Below are 15,553 nucleotides of genomic sequence, written 5' to 3'. Positions count from 1 at the left end.
TAAATGAAAATCATTTGCAATAAGACGGGGGCTCGCCATATGCTCTAGCCCCCAATGGATCTCGTCCGCCTGTCGGGGTCCGATCACGGCCTTTGCGAGGAATTTGTCGATGAGGAAGTCCACCGCCGCTCCGGCTCTGCTCCTGGCTGCCGCGCTCAGCGCGCCCGGTGTCGCCCACGCCCAGCCCACCGACGAGGGGGTCGTGAACTACACCGCCACCAGTACCGGGCAGAACACCGTCATCAGGACCGATGCCGGGTCGATGACGGTCGAGGACGGCGTATTCCGGATCAGGGCCGCGGACGGCACCACCGTCGCCGGCACCGAATTGTCCTTCCGCGTCGACGAATTCGTATTCCCCATCGCCGCGGACATCTCTGGGCGGACGGCCACGCTGACCCCGCGATTCGACCTGGCGCACGCACGGTACGAGCCGGTCGCGCTGCCGTTCGAGAACTCCGCGCCGTGGAAGACCGAGTACGAGCGCGAGCAGGCGGCCTGGAGCCGCATGACCAGCACCATCAGCATGGGCGCGACCATCGGCACCCTCGCCGGCGGGCTCGCGGGCGGCGCGGCGGGCTGTCTCATCGGCGGTGTGGCGGGCGCGACGCTGACCGGTGCGCTCTCGGCCATGTTCGGCGCCCTGCCCGGCGCGATCGTCGGGTGCATCGCGGGGATGAGCGCCATCGGCTTCCTCGGCACCCTGGCGGGGCAGATCTTCGTGACCGCGCCCGTCGCGATTCTGGCCGCGGCCCAGTATTTCACCACCATCAACCAGCCCGCGCCCGCGCCGCAGGCGAAGTGAGCGAGGCGACGCCGTGGGACACCTATTGATGATCGAGAGCTGGGTCGGCTCCATGAGCACCCTGCTCCCGCACGGGATTCACCAGCGCGGGGACCGGTTCAGCTTGCTCACCCGCGATCTGCGGCACTACCTGAAATCGCCAGCGGGAGCGGCGCATCCGCTGCTCACCGCCGCCAATATCGTCGCGGCCGAGACCAACGACGAGGCGACGCTGCTGCCGTACGTGCGGCGGCTGCACGAGGTCCTGGCGTTCGACGGCGTGCTGTCTTCCTGCGACTACTACCTGCCGACTGTGGCGGCGGTGGCGAACGAGCTGGGTCTGCCGGGGCCGAGCCGGGATGCGGTGGCCGCGGCCTGTGACAAGGAAAGCACCCGGCGGATCTGCCGGGAGGCCGGTGTTCCGCAGCCGGAATTCGAGGTGGCCTCGGAGTGGCCGGAGTTGGCGGCCGCCGCCGAGCGCATCGGGTTCCCGCTGGTGGTGAAGCCGGTCGACCTGTGCGGCGGCATGTTCGTGCGCCGCGTCGAGGACGAGGACGAGCTCCGGGCGGCGGTCGACGAGCTGGCCGGGTTCCCGGTGAACGCCCGGGGACAGCGGCGCTCACCTCGGGTGCTGCTGGAGGAATGCCTGGACGGCCCCGAATTCAGTGTCGAGACGGTCACTTCCGGCGGGCGCACCGCGGTCGTCGGCATTACCGACAAGCCGGTGGTGGGCGCGCCGTGGTTCATCGAAGCCGGGCACATGTTCCCCGCCGCCCTGGATTCGGTTGTCGCACTGGAGATCGGCGAGGTCGCCACGGCGGCCATCGCGGCTCTCGGCCTGGACGCCACGGTCGCGCACACCGAGATCAAGCTGACCGGCTCGGGACCGAAACTGGTGGAGGTCAACCCGCGTCCCGCCGGAAACCGCATCACCGAACTGGTACGCCGGGTGACCGGCATCGACCTGGCCGCCGTGCACGCCGATCTGGCGCTCGGCCGCGAACCCGATCTGACGCCGATCGAGACCGGAATCGGGAGCGCCGCAATCGCATTCCTGATTCCGGAGCAGTCCGGAGTGCTGGGTGAAATCCATGGCGCGCAAGACTGGCCGCAGGATCCCCGGATCGTCGACCATGACCTCGCCGCCCCCGGCCGGGTCGTCACCGCCGCACAGAACAACAACGGATACCTCGCACACGTGATGGTGATCGACGAAAAGCCCGGAACCGCAGGCACTGTCGCGCGCGACCTGATCGAAAGCCTGCATCCGGCCTACGCCGAATCGGAGTCACGGTCGTGACCGCCGTCGACTCCGGCGTGGACAGCCGCGGCGCCGATGAGAACCCACCCGCGACAGGGGAGTCCGCGAGGAGGTTGCCCGCGGTGAGGGAGTCCGCGGTGAAGGAGTCCGCGGTGAGGGAGTCTGCGGTGAGGGAGTCTGCGGTGAGGGAGCCCGCGACGAGGGAGCCCGCGACGAGGGAGCCCGCGACGAGGGAGCCCGCGGTGAGGGAGCCCGCGAGGAGGGAGCCCGCGAGGAGGGAGCCCGCGGTGAGGGAGCCCGCGAGGAGGGAGCCCGCGGTGAGGGAGCCCGCGAGGAGGGAGCCCGCGACGAGGGAGCCCGCGACGAGGGGGCTCGCGAAAGTAGAGCCCGCCGTCACCGACGGTCGGCTCGCGATGTGCGAGAGCCTCGTCGATCACGATGGCGCGACAGCTGGTAATGAGCCTGCGGGCAGCGGACCCGGTGCCCGTGCGGGCCGCATCGGGACCGCGGGACAGCCGAGTTCGGTGGCGGAGCTGGTGTCGTGGGTGGTCGGCGGGTGGCTCGGCCCGGACCCGGCCGAGGTCGCCGTCGCGGGTGCGTTCCTGACTTCGCACGCCACGCGGCATGTAGGGCGGGAGCAGCGGTACCGCAATGAAGTACTCAGCCTCCGGGTCGGCGCGGCCGTCGGATCGTGCGCGTTCGAGCCGGACGAGCGGGGTGATCACCTCGCGGTGATCGACGAGTGTGTGGGAGCGTCGGTCGGCGAGCTGCTGGCGCATCCGCTGACGGCGGTGCGGATGGCCGCACTGGACGCGTATCTGATGCACGTGCGCCCCCATCCCTGGGAAGGTGGCGCGGGTGTCGCGGTGCCGGTGGCGGGGGAGAACTCCCTGGTGAAGTCGCGGCAGCGGGCGCGACTGGTGGTCGATCTGCTGCCCGCCGGTGTGCGCACGGTGCTGGTGATCGGCGTGGTGAACTCGCTGCTGGCCGAGCTGCGCAATCGCGGCATCGGCTACCTCCCCTGTGACCGGGCCGGAGGCGTCACCGAATGGGGCGAACCGGTGCTGGAGTCCGCCGAGCAGGCGACCGGCTCGTACGACGCCCTGCTGGTGACTGGAATGACCTTGGGCACCAACAGCTTCGACGCACTGCTGAACCGCGCGCGGGCCGACGGCCTGCCACTGGTGATGTTCGCGCAGTCCGCCAGCGCGGTGCTGCCGTGGTTCGTGGGCGCGCCCGGCGTGACCGCCCTGTCCGCGGAACCGTATCCGTTCTTCTCCCTCGACGGCGGTCCCAGCACCCTGTACCACTATCGATCGGAGTCGCCGTGGCGCGCACTGTGATACGTGACGACCGCGCCGGCCTGCTGCGCGCCGTCGGCGGCACCCCGGTCGCCCGGGTCCCGGTGGCCGAGGGTCTGGGATACTGGGCGAAACTGGAGTCGGCGGGCGTGGGCGGAATGAAGGCCCGCGCCGCGGTTTCCATGCTGACCGCCGCGCGGGACCGGGGCGAACTCGCCCCCGGCGCACCGGTGATCGAATCGACCAGCGGCACACTCGGTATCGGCCTGGCCCTGGCCGGGCGAGCGCTCGGGCATCCGGTCGTCCTGGTCGTGGACCGCGAACTCGAACCGGATATGCGGGCATTGTTCGCCGCCTACGGCGTCAGCGTGGACGTGGTCGAGGAACCGCATCCGGCGGGCGGCTGGCAGCGGGCGCGACTGGACCGGCTGGCCGACCTGCTCGCCGCGACACCGGGCGCGTACTGGCCCAACCAATACAACAACCCGGACAACGCCCTCGGCTACGAGGCCATGGCGGCGGAGATCCTGGCCCAGGTCGAGCCGATGGACGTGCTGGTCGCCACCGTCGGATCCGGCGGTCACTGCGCCGGGCTCACCCGGGTGCTGCGCCGACGCTGGCCCGGATTGCGGGTGGTGGGCGTGGATTCGGTGGGTTCGCGAATCTTCGGTCAACCGGCGCGCGAACGCGTGATGCGCGGGCTGGGCAGCAGCATCCTGCCGCGCAATGTCGCCTACGCCGACTACGACGAGGTGCACTGGGTGGGTCCGGCCGAAACCGTGGCCGCCTGCCGCGAACTCGCGGCCCGCACCTGCCTGGCCGGCGGCTGGAGCACCGGCGCGGCGGCCCTGGTCGCGGAGTGGACCGCGCGGCGAGAACCGGGCAGCCGGGTGCTCACCGTCTTCCCGGACGGTCCGCACCGGTACCTGCGCACCATCTACAACGATGAATGGTGCGCCGCGCGTGGACTTTTCGGCACACTCCGCACCGAACCCCTGGAGATCCGCACACCCGGTGAGCGCGAGGTCGAGGGCTGGGCGCGCTGCGGTGTGATCAGCGATCCGGTGCAGACGCAGGTGCCGGTATGAAACTCGACTGGACCACGACCGGATTGACCCTGCGCGAGCCCCTGCGCATCTCGCGGGCCGCCATGTCGGAGCGTGATGCGGTGACGGTTCGGTTGTCGCACAACGGCATTGCCGGATACGGCGAGGTGGTGACCAGCCCGCGACTCGGGCTCACTGTCGAACGCATCGGCTACGGCCTCGCCGAGGCCGCCGCCTGGCTCGGCGAGAGCGATGATCCGGCGTCACTGCTTTCCCGGCTGCCCGAGCTGCGGGCGCGCCTGCACGCGGCGCTGCCGGTCGCCTGCGCGGTGGATGGGGCCGTCCACGATCTCGCCGCGACCACGGCCGGACTGGCTCTCGACGAGTTTCTCGGTGCGCCGCACTGGGACGCGGTGCCGACCGCCTACACCATCGGCCTCGTCACCCGGGACGCGGCGACGGCGGCGGCCACGCGGTTGACGGCGGCCGGATTCACTACGCTCAAGCTGAAATTGGGCGCACCCGACCCGGCCGACGACATCGCCCGCGTGCGGGCGGTGCGCGCCGCGGCTCCGCGGGCCCGGCTGCTGCTGGACCCCAATGGGGCCTGGGATGCGCCCACCGCAGTGGCGATGCTGTCGAAGCTGGCCGAGTTCGATATCGCGGCGGTGGAACAGCCGACCGCGCCCGGACGGCTGGATGAGCTTGCGGCAGTAGCCGATGCGGTGGCGATTCCGGTCATCGCCGATGAGGACGCGGGGACGATCGAGGATTTGCGCGCGCTGCCGGACGCGGTGGCCGGAATCAATATCAAGCTCGCCGAATGCGGTGGCCTGAACGCCGCGCTCACCATGATCGATGAGGCGACCCGCACCGGCCGGGACATCATGCTGGGCTGTCAGGCTTCCACCTCGCTGAGCATCGCGGCCGCCGCGCACCTGACCGGTTTCGCCCGCTGGGTCGATCTCGACGGCCACCTGCTCATTGCCGACGATCCGTGGCAGGGGCTGCGGGGCGAAGCCGGTGTGCTGCACCGTCCGGGCGGAACGGGCCTCGGCGTGCGCCGCGCGGGGGAGGACTGAGATGCTGGGCTCCTTCCGCAGCTTCCCGTTGTCGGTGCGCCTGCTGCTGGCCAACCATCTGGCCGGGAACATCGGGTTCTACCTGCTGATTCCATTCCTGGCCGACTACCTGCTGAGCGATCTCGGCCTGTCCGCCGCCGTGGTGGGCGTCGTGCTGAGCGTGCGCAATCTGAGCCAGCAGGGCTTGTTCCTGGTCGGGGGGACCATCGCGGACCGGGTCGGCGCCAGGGGAGTGATCATCACCGGGGCGGGCATCCGGGCCGTCGGCTTCGCGCTGTTCGCCATCGGCGGCTCGGTGCCGGTGGTCATGGCGGCGTCGGTGCTGACCGGATTCGCCGGGGCGCTGTTCAATCCGGCGGTGCGCGCCTATATCGCCCGCGACAGCGAGGACCGGGCCGCGGCGGCCTTCGCGCTGTTCAACGTGTTCGGCAATATCGGATCCGCGGTCGGGCCGGTGGCCGGAACGGTATTGGTGGCAGCTGGTTTCCGGCTGACGGCGGTGGTGTCGGCGGCCATCTTCGCCGCGCTCACCCTGGCGCAGCTGGCCTTCCTGCCCGCCCGACCGGTGCGGCGCGATGGCGGGGGCGTGCTCGGCGACCTCGGAAAGGTGTTCTCGCATCGCGTGTTCTGGGCCTTCGCCGGCGCGATGATGGCGAATCTGGCGCTGCAGAGCCAGATCTACTTCATCCTGACTCTGCAAGCCCAGCGCGTGGCCGGGCCACACGGAGCCGCGGCGGTGGCCTCGCTCTACGTCGTCGAGACGGTGGCGATGGTGCTGCTGCAAGTACGGATCACCAAGGTATTCGGGCGTCGTCGTGCACGCGGGCCCGCCATGGCCACCGGTATGGCGGTCATGGGCGCGGCCTTCCTGATCCCACCGCTCACCGCGCCGGTGCTGGCGGGGGCGACTGGAGACGGACTGCTGCCCACGGCGATTCGGGTTGCACCCGTGCTGGCGGCAGTGGTCGCGCTCGCCCTGGGCATCATGATCGTCCAGCCGTTCGTGAACGAACTCATTCCGCGCTTCAGCGGACCGCAGTTGACCGGAACATATTACGGCGCTTTCTATCTCGTGGCCGGGCTGTTCACCGTCGCCTCTACCTCGCTGGTCGGCGTGGCCGTCGACCACGCCGGGGGAGCACTGGCATGGGGCCCCGGATTGCTGTGCGCCAGCGCGGGTTTCCTCAGCGCCCTCGCCGTCTTCGCCCTGCACCGCCGCGGTCTGCTGCCCACGGCCCCGGATTCCGATCCAGCGCAACCCGCCACACCCGTCGATATCCCGACCACAGGCGAAAGACGACTGCCACGATGACACCATCCACGACCGGCCCGGTCCGGGCCAGCGAAAACCTGCTGACCGACAACCCGGCCCTGTACGAACGCACCTTCCCCGACACCGGCGATCGCAATGCCCGCTTCGTTCACGACCTGGTCGCGCGCTTCGCCACCGGCACACCGCGCACGCTGCTCGATGTCGGATCCGGCACCGGCCGCGATGCCGCCCGCCTGGCCGAACTCGGCTACGACGTCTCCGGCGTGGACATCTCACCCCGCATGGTCGCCTACGCCCGCGCCAAATATCCGGACGTGTCCTTCACAGTCGGCGATGCGCGCCACGTGCGCACCGACGCCCCAATCGATGTGGTCACCTGTCTCGGCAGCACCCTGCTGCACCTGCACGCCACCTCCGATATCGCCGCCGCGCTCGGCCGCTTCGGCGCCTGCCTCCCGCCCGGGGGTCTGCTGATACTCGAAATGCGCAGTGGCGCATTCCTGCTCACCGATCGCGGCCGCCGCGAGCTGCTCGACGAGGAATCGGTCCGCCGCATCGACTGGGAGGGCGTCACCTACACCGCCCGCACCACCCTGGCCCTCGACCTGCCCGCACAGTTGTTGCGCCGCCGCCGCACCTGGACGTGGGACGGCTGCCCGGATCCGGTCGACCAGCACACCGCCTGGCGGCTGCTGTTCCCCCAGGAACTGCGATACCTGCTGGAATGCAACGGCTTCCACGTCGAAGCCCTCTTCGACGCCCCCGGGCCCCTCACCGACCCGGGCTGGCCCGGCGACGGGCACCTCTGCACCGCCCTCGACGGCGACCGCCTGCACGTCGTCGCCCGACGCGCCGGGGCCGCACGATGACCCTGCGCACCGGGGTCGGCAGCTCATTCGGCAGTTGCGGCGAGCTCCTGCAAGGCGTGACCACGGAGAACCGCGATTTCCTGGTCACCCTTCCCATCCGTGCCGGCTCGGTCGCGGTCTTCGAACCCGGCTCACCGACAGGAGAAATCGAAACCTTCCCGCCGCACAAATCCAAATCCCAGCGCCTGGCCGCCCTCATGCTCGCGCGCTCCCGCAGCAGCGCCAGGACGCGTGGCGGCCGCCTCACCCTGATCAGCGATCTACCGGAAGGCAAGGGTCTGGCCAGCTCCACCGCCGACCTGGTCGCCACCGCCCGCGCCATAGCCGACGCCCAGGGCCGCCGGATCACCGCGAGTGAGATCGAAGGCGATCTGCGCGCCATCGAACCCTCCGACGGCGTCATGTACCCCGGCTCGGTCGCCTTCTATCACCGTGAGGTCCGGCTGCTCACCCGCCTGGCTCCACTGCGGTCGCTGACCATCGTGACCGGCGACGAGGGCGGTTACGTCGACACCGTCGAGTTCAACCGTTGCGCAAAGCCTTTCACCACCGCCGACAAGCACGAGTACAGCCGTCTCCTCGGCGCGCTCACCACCGCGGCCGAGCGCGGGGACCTCCGGGCGATCGGTGAAATCGCCACCCGCAGTGCCGAACTGAGCACCACCCTGCGTGCGCGTCCGCACCTGGACAAGATGATCGCCGCCGCCCGCGGCCTCGGTGCGCTCGGCGTGATCGTGGCGCACAGCGGTACCACCTCCGGTATCCTGCTGGCCGACGACGATCCGGACTATTCCGCGAAAGTCGACGAGGCCCGGCGGATTTCGGCCGATTTCGCGACCGAGGTGACGGTGCACCGCACCTGGCGCCCCGGACCGCCCGATTGGCCGAGCCTGCTGTCGCCGGCCGGAAGCACCACGGTGCCCATGGACGCCGCGATACCGATGGACGAAGTGGCCGACCGCATCGACGACCGACGCGCGACAGCGCAGGTCGCGCAGGCCGTATTGACGGTAGCCGCGTCCAGAGGTGAGCCGGCGTGATCACTGTCGAGAACGTCGGTTTCGGCTACTCCGGTGCGATCGTGCTGGACCGCGTCGGGCTCATTGCCGAAACCGGGTCCACCGTCGGGCTGATCGGGCCCAATGGGTCGGGGAAGTCGACGCTGTTGCGCATCATCTACCGGGCGCTGCGCCCGCGCGCCGGCGCGGTCGTCATCGATGGCCTGCCGGTCAGCGGGCTGCGCGGGCGTGAGCTGGCCGCGCGACTCGCGGTCGTGGCGCAGGATTCACCGGCCGATACGCCGCTGACCGTCACCGAGATGGTGTTGCTGGGGCGCGCGCCGTGGGCGGGTGCGTTCCAAGGGTATTCGCGCGACGATCGGATCGCTGCCGCAACGGCTTTGACGCGGGTGGGGGCGCGGCATCTGGCGGATCGGGCCTTCGGCTCGCTGTCCGGTGGTGAGCGGCAGCGGGTGCTGATCGCCCGCGCGCTCGCCCAGCAGGCGCAGCACCTGCTGCTCGACGAGCCGACCAACCACCTCGACATCCGCTTTCAGCACGAACTGCTGGGGCTGGTGCGCGGATTGGACGTGACGACCCTGGTGGTGCTGCACGATTTGAATCTGGCCGCGCGCTATTGCGATTCGCTGGTGCTGCTGGATCGCGGCCGGGTGGCCGCGGCGGGCAGCGTGGACGAGGTGCTGCGGCCCGAGGTGCTCGAGCCCGTCTACCAGGTCACCGTGCAGCGGTCCACGGCCTTCGGGTCGCTGCAACTGCTGTTCGGGCCGAGCGAGCCGGGCGACGGCACCGGCGCGGCCACGCCGGCGAGCGAGGACGATGCGGGAATCGCCGCGAGGGATGCCGGCGGTTCGGTCTCCGTAGAGGAGGCGGCCGCTGAGAGTGCCTTTGCCGAGGACGTGGACGCCGATGAACACGGCTCCTCCATCGGAGCGGCCGGAGAAGGCGCCGTCTCGACAGGAGTGGCCGGACAGGGCGGCTCCTCCACCGGAGCGGGCGGGCGGGGTGGCACCTCCTCTGGATCGGGTGGGCGGGGCGGCACCAATGCCGACGACACGGTGCTCGGTGGACGTATCGAGACGGCCGAAGTCGTCTCCGACAGCGACGAGGTGATGTCGTCATGACGCTTGTGGTGCAACGGCCCGAAGCCGACGATCCGCAGCGGCCGACCGATGATCTCGGGTATGCCCGGGCGCGATGGGTGACCGCCTTGTGGATCGGCGGATTTGCTGCGGCGCTGGTCGTGGTGATCGTCGTGGCGACGGGTGTGGGGCCGGTGGGCGTGGCGCCGGTGACGGTGGCGCGCATCATCGGGCATCACGTAATCGGGGTGCCGGGTACGGCGGATTGGACCGCAGCGCAGGATGCCATCGTATGGCGAGTCCGGGTGCCGCGGGTGTTGCTCGGAGCCTTGGCGGGAGCCGCGCTGGCGATGGGCGGGGCCGTGCTGCAGACGGTGGTGCGGAACCTGCTGGCGGATCCGCATCTCATCGGCGTCACGTCCGGGGCCTCGACCGGTGCGGCGGTGTCGCTGCTGTTCGGGATCGGGGCGGCGGGAACGCTCACGGTCAGTGCGTTTCTCGGTGGCCTGGCGGCGACCGGGCTGCTGTTCCTCATCGCCCGGATCAACGGTCGGCTGACCTCGCTGCGGCTGCTGCTCGGCGGCGTCACCATCGGTTACGTCTTCTCGGCGGCCACGAGTTTCCTCATTTTCGCCTCCGATTCTCCGGAAGGCGCACGGGCCGTGCTGTTCTGGCTGCTCGGGTCGCTGGCTTCGGCGGCCTGGCCATCGGTGGTGACGACGGCGATCGTGGTCGGCGGATGCTCGATCGCGTTGTTCCTCCTGTCCACTCGCTTCGATGCGCTCGCCGTGGGCGACGACACCGCGCGCACCCTGGGCTTCGCGCCCACCCGATTGCGGGTGATCGCGCTCGCCGTCGTGGCCTTGGCCGTCGGCGCGGTGGTCGCGGTGGCCGGGGCCATCGGGTTCGTCGGATTGATCGTCCCGCATGTGGCCAGGCTCGCGGTCGGCGGTTCGCACCGGCGACTGCTGCCCGCCTCGGCACTGGTCGGCGCGATCTTCCTCGTCGTCGCCGACGTGGTGGCGCGCACCGCCTTCGCGCCCACCGAACTGCCGCTCGGCATCGTCACCGCGGTCGTCGGCGCACCGCTGCTGCTCGTGCTCGTGCGGCGGCTGCAGAACCCTTCTGCTTCCTAGTTCCCGGAAAGGAATTCACACTTCAGTGACCACAGGACATCGGCGGCGCAGCCGTCGCCTCGGACTTGCGACCACGGCCGTTCTCGCCGCGGCCACGCTGACCGCCTGCGGCGGCTCCGCCTCGCAGACCGCTACGGCGGCGCACGAGGGCTTTCCGCTCACGATCAACAGCTGCGGGCGGGATGTGACCTTCACCGCGCCCGTCCAGCGGGCCGTCACCGTGGGATCGGTTGCCGCACCGCTCATTGCGGCGGCCGGAGCGGCCGACAAGGTCGTCACCCGCACCTTCGAGACCGCACCCTTCCCGGGCGAGTACGCCGACGCGCTGCAGCACGCCGAAATGATCGCCCCCAAGGCGGAATTGGCGCGCGAGGAGATCATCAGCCGCGGCCCGGACGTGGTGGTGAGCTTCGAAGGCGCGGCGATCGAACCGGAAGATCTGGCGGCCACCGGAATTCCGCTGCTGATCACCCGCGGCTATTGCAAGGACGCCGCGGGCGCCTTCGACGATATTTTCAGCGATATCGAGTTGTACGGAAAGCTCTTCGGCACCGAGCAGACCGCCATTGGCAATGCCGCGGCCCTGCGCGCCCGGGTCGCCGCGGTCGAGGCCCGTCATCCCGCCGCGGCGAACCCGCGCCCGGCGGCCGCGCTGATCCTGTCCCGCGACGGGTCCACGCTCAATGCCTACGGCAGCACCAGCACCGTGCACGCGCAGCTGCGAATGCTGGGACTGGACAACGTCTTCGGTGATGTCGCCAAACGCAGCTTCCAAGCCAATACCGAGACCCTCATCCAGCGCAATCCGGAGGTCGTCATACTGCTGACCCAGGGCGACCAGACCCCGGAGTCGGCGCGCGCGGCACTGCGCGGCAGGCCCGAACTCGCCTCCGTGCAGGCCATCGCCGCGGACCGGATCATCGCGGTGCCTTTCGGCTACACCGGACCCGGGCCGGTGGCGGTGGAAGGGCTCGAGGTGCTCGACACCAAGATCGGAGCCCTGAAGTGACCACGGGCCCTGACGACTACGAGATTCGTGAAGCCCGCCCGGAGGACCTGCGCGGTGCGCGCAGCGTCATGCTGGACACCTTCTACCAGGTCTTCGGCTACGGCTATCTGCCCGAGTTGCACGATGATGTCATCGACCTCGCCGGGGTCTATCTCGACCAGCCCACCCAGCGGCTCTGGGTCGCCGAGCAGGCCGGAAAGATCGTCGCCACCAGTGCGATCCGCGCCCGCGGCCCACGCCACCCGCCGCATCCGCACTGGCTGGTGAACCGCTATCCGGACGCGACCACCGGCCAGTTCTTCCGGGTCTACGTCCGGCCCGAGCATCAGCGGCGGGGGCTCGCCAGCCGATTGGTGCGGCGCGGTATCGAATTCGTGCGCGATACGCCCGGTCTGACCCGGCTGTACCTGCACACCGACGCCAGAACGCCGGGCGCGCTGGAGTTCTGGCAGACCTTCGGCGTCATCGTGCACGACGGCCGGGACCCGGCCGCCACCTTCCAGACGGTGCACCTGGAGATTCCCCTGGACGACTACGCCGGCGCGAGCGCCGGATCAACTCAGGCGGCTGGTGCGTTCGAGTAGGTCGGGCAGCCGGTCGAACCATTCGAGCACCGCGCGCTCATAGCGGATGCCGAAATCGAGGGTGGCGCGCTCGAACGGCGACATGCGCTGCTCGTCGTGGCCCGACATGTAGCCCGACAGTCGCTGCTCGTGAATGGACCGATTGGACGCGATGATCCGGTCCAGGCGGTGCCGGTCGACGAACTCGCCGAACGACAGCGTCAACAGCAGCGGCACGCGGATGGTCTCGGCCCCGGGATCGCGGGCGATCCACTCCGCGAACGCTTCCCGGCCGTCCTCGGTGATCCGGTAGGGCGTGCGGTCGCGCGCGCCCGCCTCGCCCTTCTCGACCAGGCCGTGCTGATGCATGGTGGCCAGTTCCCGGTACACCTGGCTCTGGGTGATGGTCCAGAAGTCGCCGATGCGCTCCTGCGCCAGGGCGACCAGATCCCATCCGGACATATCGCCCTGGTGCAGGAAGCCGAGTAGGGAAGCGGCCGTCGAATTGAGCGGGCGCCGGGTCGAGCTGTCTGCCACTGCCACTCCTTCCACGCACACACACATTCCACTATGGAATATTAGTCGCCGTATCGTCGCGAGGTGAACACCCGGGGTCCGCCGGCCGCGTCGAAGACGGTGGTCGTCGACGCTCCCACGATGAGCAGCGTGCGCATATCCACCTCGGCCGGATCCAGCTCCGCCAGCGACACCACCCGCACGGTCTCGGCCGGCCCGCCCACGTCACGGCCGATCACCACCGGCGTCTCCGGCTTGCGATGCTCGAGCACCAGATCCCGCATGGCCGCCACCTGCCACCGGCGCTGCGACGAGGCGGGATTGTACACGGCGAACGCCATATCCGCCGACGCCACCGCCGAAATCCGCTGCGCCACAACCTCCCACGGCTTGAGCCGGTCCGACAGCGAAATCATGGCGAAGTCGTGCCCCAGCGGCGCGCCGATCCGGCTGGCCACCGCGCTCGCGGCGGTCACGCCCGGCAATACCCGCACCGGCACATCCCGCCACTGCGGATCCGCCGACTCCTCGACCACGGCGGCCGCCATGGCGAACACCCCGGGATCCCCGGACGACACCACCACAACCCGCGCCCCCGCCTTGGCCATATCCAAAGCCATTGCGGCCCGCTCGGATTCGACCCGATTGTCACTGGCATGCCGCCGCTGCCCCGTCCGCACCGGCACCCGATTCACATACGTGCTGTACCCGACAATGTCGGTCGCCTCTTCCAGCGCTCGCGCCACCTCGGGCGTGGTCCACCCCTCGGCCCCCGGCCCGAGCCCGACCACGACCACCTCACCCGGCGAATCACCGTGCATCCCAGGCGAAGACGCCGGTCCGGACGCTGCGCCGGCGGCTACTTCACCCCGTTGATGTCCCATCGCCACAACAGGCGACCCGGGCCGCCCGACGTCGACGGCGCGTTCACCGGTGGCGGATCCGGACTCTCCAGCAGCCGAAACATCCTGCGCCGCGACGGAGAACGCGCCACGGTTCGCAGCGCTGGAAGACGTTGTGGCGACCGGCGCTTCGGACCGGCGTGCGCCGTGCGCCGTACCGCGTGGATCGGGTTGTGCCGCAGCGGTGGTGGCGGGTTGTCCGCCGGATGCCGTCGTTGCGGTGGTGGCCGCCGTGTCGGTGGGTTCGCCGGTGTGGCCGGTCAGGGGAATACGGGTGGCCGGGGCGGGGCCGGGGACCACGGTGATCGCGAAGTACGGCACGTCGGCGTCGTCGACGTCGGCGGCGCGCAGGACGCGCTGGCGGGTGCTGCTGGCGCGTTCGACGTAGTAGGCGTCGGCGAGGCGGCCGGAATCGGAGAGGGCTTGGCGCACACCGGGATAGGTGCGGCCGAGTTTCATGATGGCGGCGGCGTCGGTTTCGCGGAGGCGGCGGGTGAGCTCCTCGGTGGGCATGGTGCCGGGAAGGATGGTGAGGACCTGTTCGCCTTCGACCAGGGGAGTGCCGAGGGCCGCGGAGGCGGCGCTGACCGAGGTGACGCCGGGGATGATCTCGGTATCGAAGCGGTCGGCCAGGCGGCGGTGCATGTGCATGAAGGAGCTGTAGAACAGCGGATCGCCCGCGGCCAGAAGGGCGACGGAGCGGCCGGCGGCGAGATGGCCGGCCAGCAGGGCGGCGGCGCGTTCGTAGAACTCGTCGATGGCGCCCTGATAGCCGCCGGGGTGGTCGGTGGTCTCGGTGGTGACCGGGTAGACGAGGTGCTCTTCGAGCTGGCCCTCGCGCATGTACGGCGCGGCGATAGCCCGGGAGATGCTGCGGCCGTGGCGCGCGCTGTGGAAGGCGATCACATCGGCCGCGCCGATGACCCGCGCCGCCTTGACCGTCACCAGTTCCGGATCACCGGGGCCGAGTCCGACCCCCCAGAGCTTGCCGCTCATGCCGTGTCCCCCGGGAACGAGCGCGGGCCCTCCGTGGTTACGCTGCGCTGCCGCCTCCGGGCCTGACGCGCTCATTCCGCCTCGCTCGCAATCGCATTGAGGGCGGCCGCGGTGATGGCACTGCCGCCGCGCCGGCCGCGGACGGTCAGGAATTCGACGCCGCCGTATTCGGTCAGGGCCTGCTTGGATTCCGCGGCCCCGATGAACCCGACCGGGATGCCCAGCACGGCCGCGGGCCGCGGCGCACCGGCATCGAGCATGTCGAGCAGGTGGAACAGCGCGGTCGGCGCATTCCCGATCGCCACCACCGCGCCATCCAGGTGATCCCGCCAAAGCTCCAGCGCCGCAGCCGATCTGGTGTTGTTCATGGCCGCCGCCAAGTCCGGCACCCGCGGATCGTCGAGCAGGCACAGCACATCGTTGCCGGCGGGCAGCCGCTTGCGCGTCACGCCCGAGCCGACCATCTTGGCGTCGCACAGAATCGGCGCCCCGGCGCGCAGGGCCGCCCGCGCCTTCGCCACCACATCGGCGCTGAACTCCACGTCCTCGGCCAGATCCACCTGCCCGCAGGCATGGATCATCCGCACCACGACCTGCGACACGTCCGCCGGGAATCGCGCGAGATCCGCTTCGGCACGGATCGTGGCGAACGATCGCCGATAGATCTCGGCCCCGTCGGTCAGGTAGCTGGTGCGCACGTCGGACATGCGTCCCACC

The 15,553-nt window shown here is 70.3% G+C and carries 15 protein-coding genes; 12 read left to right on the top strand and 3 right to left on the bottom strand.

What is annotated here, in order from left to right:
• The first annotated feature begins 109 nt into the window (after positions 1–109).
• The 12 genes from ACYQ5L_RS21560 (at position 110) to ACYQ5L_RS21505 (ending at position 12,443) form a co-directional block, all read left to right on the top strand.
• Entirely contained in the window at positions 110–805 is a 696-nt protein-coding gene (locus ACYQ5L_RS21560) for a DUF8020 domain-containing protein (RefSeq protein ID WP_459959601.1), read from the top strand.
• A 13-nt stretch (positions 806–818) separates the two neighbouring features.
• The gene (locus ACYQ5L_RS21555; RefSeq protein ID WP_459959597.1) at positions 819–2,084 is read left to right on the top strand and encodes an ATP-grasp domain-containing protein; all 1,266 of its coding nucleotides are present in this window, start codon (positions 819–821) and stop codon (positions 2,082–2,084) included.
• Positions 2,085–2,458: 374 nt separating this feature from the next.
• A complete protein-coding gene (locus tag ACYQ5L_RS21550; RefSeq protein ID WP_459959595.1) occupies positions 2,459–3,388 on the top strand; it encodes a hypothetical protein in 930 nt (309 codons plus the stop codon).
• On the top strand, positions 3,373–4,434 hold the full coding sequence (locus ACYQ5L_RS21545) for a PLP-dependent cysteine synthase family protein (RefSeq protein ID WP_459959593.1): 1,062 nt from the start codon (positions 3,373–3,375) through the stop codon (positions 4,432–4,434). The genes ACYQ5L_RS21550 and ACYQ5L_RS21545 overlap by 16 nt, the downstream gene beginning before the upstream one ends.
• Complete coding sequence (locus ACYQ5L_RS21540; RefSeq protein WP_459959591.1) at positions 4,431–5,474, top strand: enolase C-terminal domain-like protein; 1,044 nt, start codon at positions 4,431–4,433, stop codon at positions 5,472–5,474. Before ACYQ5L_RS21545 ends, ACYQ5L_RS21540 begins: the two co-directional genes overlap by 4 nt.
• Before the next feature lies 1 nt (position 5,475).
• Positions 5,476–6,786: an MFS transporter gene (locus ACYQ5L_RS21535; protein WP_459959589.1), complete on the top strand. Its 1,311-nt coding sequence runs from the start codon at positions 5,476–5,478 to the stop codon at positions 6,784–6,786.
• Positions 6,783–7,616 carry a class I SAM-dependent methyltransferase gene (locus ACYQ5L_RS21530; protein WP_459959586.1) on the top strand — a complete coding sequence of 278 codons (834 nt, stop codon included), beginning with the start codon at positions 6,783–6,785 and terminating at the stop codon, positions 7,614–7,616. Before ACYQ5L_RS21535 ends, ACYQ5L_RS21530 begins: the two co-directional genes overlap by 4 nt.
• Before the next feature lie 56 nt (positions 7,617–7,672).
• Complete coding sequence (locus tag ACYQ5L_RS21525; protein ID WP_459959583.1) at positions 7,673–8,656, top strand: GHMP family kinase ATP-binding protein; 984 nt, start codon at positions 7,673–7,675, stop codon at positions 8,654–8,656.
• The gene (locus ACYQ5L_RS21520) at positions 8,653–9,756 is read left to right on the top strand and encodes an ABC transporter ATP-binding protein (RefSeq protein ID WP_459959582.1); all 1,104 of its coding nucleotides are present in this window, start codon (positions 8,653–8,655) and stop codon (positions 9,754–9,756) included. The genes ACYQ5L_RS21525 and ACYQ5L_RS21520 overlap by 4 nt, the downstream gene beginning before the upstream one ends.
• The gene (locus ACYQ5L_RS21515) at positions 9,753–10,850 is read left to right on the top strand and encodes a FecCD family ABC transporter permease (RefSeq protein ID WP_459959579.1); all 1,098 of its coding nucleotides are present in this window, start codon (positions 9,753–9,755) and stop codon (positions 10,848–10,850) included. The genes ACYQ5L_RS21520 and ACYQ5L_RS21515 overlap by 4 nt, the downstream gene beginning before the upstream one ends.
• Before the next feature lie 25 nt (positions 10,851–10,875).
• Positions 10,876–11,859, top strand: coding sequence for an ABC transporter substrate-binding protein (locus ACYQ5L_RS21510; RefSeq protein ID WP_459959577.1), 984 nt, complete (start codon positions 10,876–10,878; stop codon positions 11,857–11,859).
• The gene (locus ACYQ5L_RS21505; protein WP_459959576.1) at positions 11,856–12,443 is read left to right on the top strand and encodes a GNAT family N-acetyltransferase; all 588 of its coding nucleotides are present in this window, start codon (positions 11,856–11,858) and stop codon (positions 12,441–12,443) included. The genes ACYQ5L_RS21510 and ACYQ5L_RS21505 overlap by 4 nt, the downstream gene beginning before the upstream one ends.
• On the opposite strand, the gene ACYQ5L_RS21500 is transcribed toward ACYQ5L_RS21505, so the two are convergent.
• The 3 genes from ACYQ5L_RS21500 to ACYQ5L_RS21490 form a co-directional block, all read right to left on the bottom strand.
• Positions 12,414–12,959 carry a PadR family transcriptional regulator gene (locus ACYQ5L_RS21500; protein ID WP_459959574.1) on the bottom strand — a complete coding sequence of 182 codons (546 nt, stop codon included), beginning with the start codon at positions 12,957–12,959 and terminating at the stop codon, positions 12,414–12,416. The genes ACYQ5L_RS21505 and ACYQ5L_RS21500 overlap by 30 nt on opposite strands.
• Before the next feature lie 41 nt (positions 12,960–13,000).
• The gene (cobJ, locus tag ACYQ5L_RS21495) at positions 13,001–14,836 is read right to left on the bottom strand and encodes a precorrin-3B C(17)-methyltransferase (protein WP_459959572.1); all 1,836 of its coding nucleotides are present in this window, start codon (positions 14,834–14,836) and stop codon (positions 13,001–13,003) included.
• Between the two features lie 71 nt (positions 14,837–14,907).
• Positions 14,908–15,543, bottom strand: coding sequence for a precorrin-8X methylmutase (locus ACYQ5L_RS21490; RefSeq protein ID WP_459959570.1), 636 nt, complete (start codon positions 15,541–15,543; stop codon positions 14,908–14,910).
• Between the last annotated feature and the right edge of the window lie 10 nt (positions 15,544–15,553).

The sequence above is a fragment of the Nocardia sp. IFM 10818 genome, assembly GCF_054655275.1.
This window is presented reverse-complemented; position numbering and strand designations above follow the sequence as displayed.

What these genes read in the sequence shown, in the direction of transcription:
- ACYQ5L_RS21560 (WP_459959601.1), top strand. Translation starts at nt 110, where the DNA reads ATGAGGAAGTCCACCGCCGCTCCGGCTCTGCTCCTGGCTGCCGCGCTC.
- ACYQ5L_RS21550 (WP_459959595.1), top strand. Translation starts at nt 2,459, where the DNA reads ATGTGCGAGAGCCTCGTCGATCACGATGGCGCGACAGCTGGTAATGAG.
- ACYQ5L_RS21540 (WP_459959591.1), top strand. Translation starts at nt 4,431, where the DNA reads ATGAAACTCGACTGGACCACGACCGGATTGACCCTGCGCGAGCCCCTG.
- ACYQ5L_RS21535 (WP_459959589.1), top strand. Translation starts at nt 5,476, where the DNA reads ATGCTGGGCTCCTTCCGCAGCTTCCCGTTGTCGGTGCGCCTGCTGCTG.
- ACYQ5L_RS21530 (WP_459959586.1), top strand. Translation starts at nt 6,783, where the DNA reads ATGACACCATCCACGACCGGCCCGGTCCGGGCCAGCGAAAACCTGCTG.
- ACYQ5L_RS21515 (WP_459959579.1), top strand. Translation starts at nt 9,753, where the DNA reads ATGACGCTTGTGGTGCAACGGCCCGAAGCCGACGATCCGCAGCGGCCG.
- cobJ (WP_459959572.1), bottom strand. Translation starts at nt 14,836, where the DNA reads ATGAGCGGCAAGCTCTGGGGGGTCGGACTCGGCCCCGGTGATCCGGAA.
- ACYQ5L_RS21490 (WP_459959570.1), bottom strand. Translation starts at nt 15,543, where the DNA reads ATGTCCGACGTGCGCACCAGCTACCTGACCGACGGGGCCGAGATCTAT.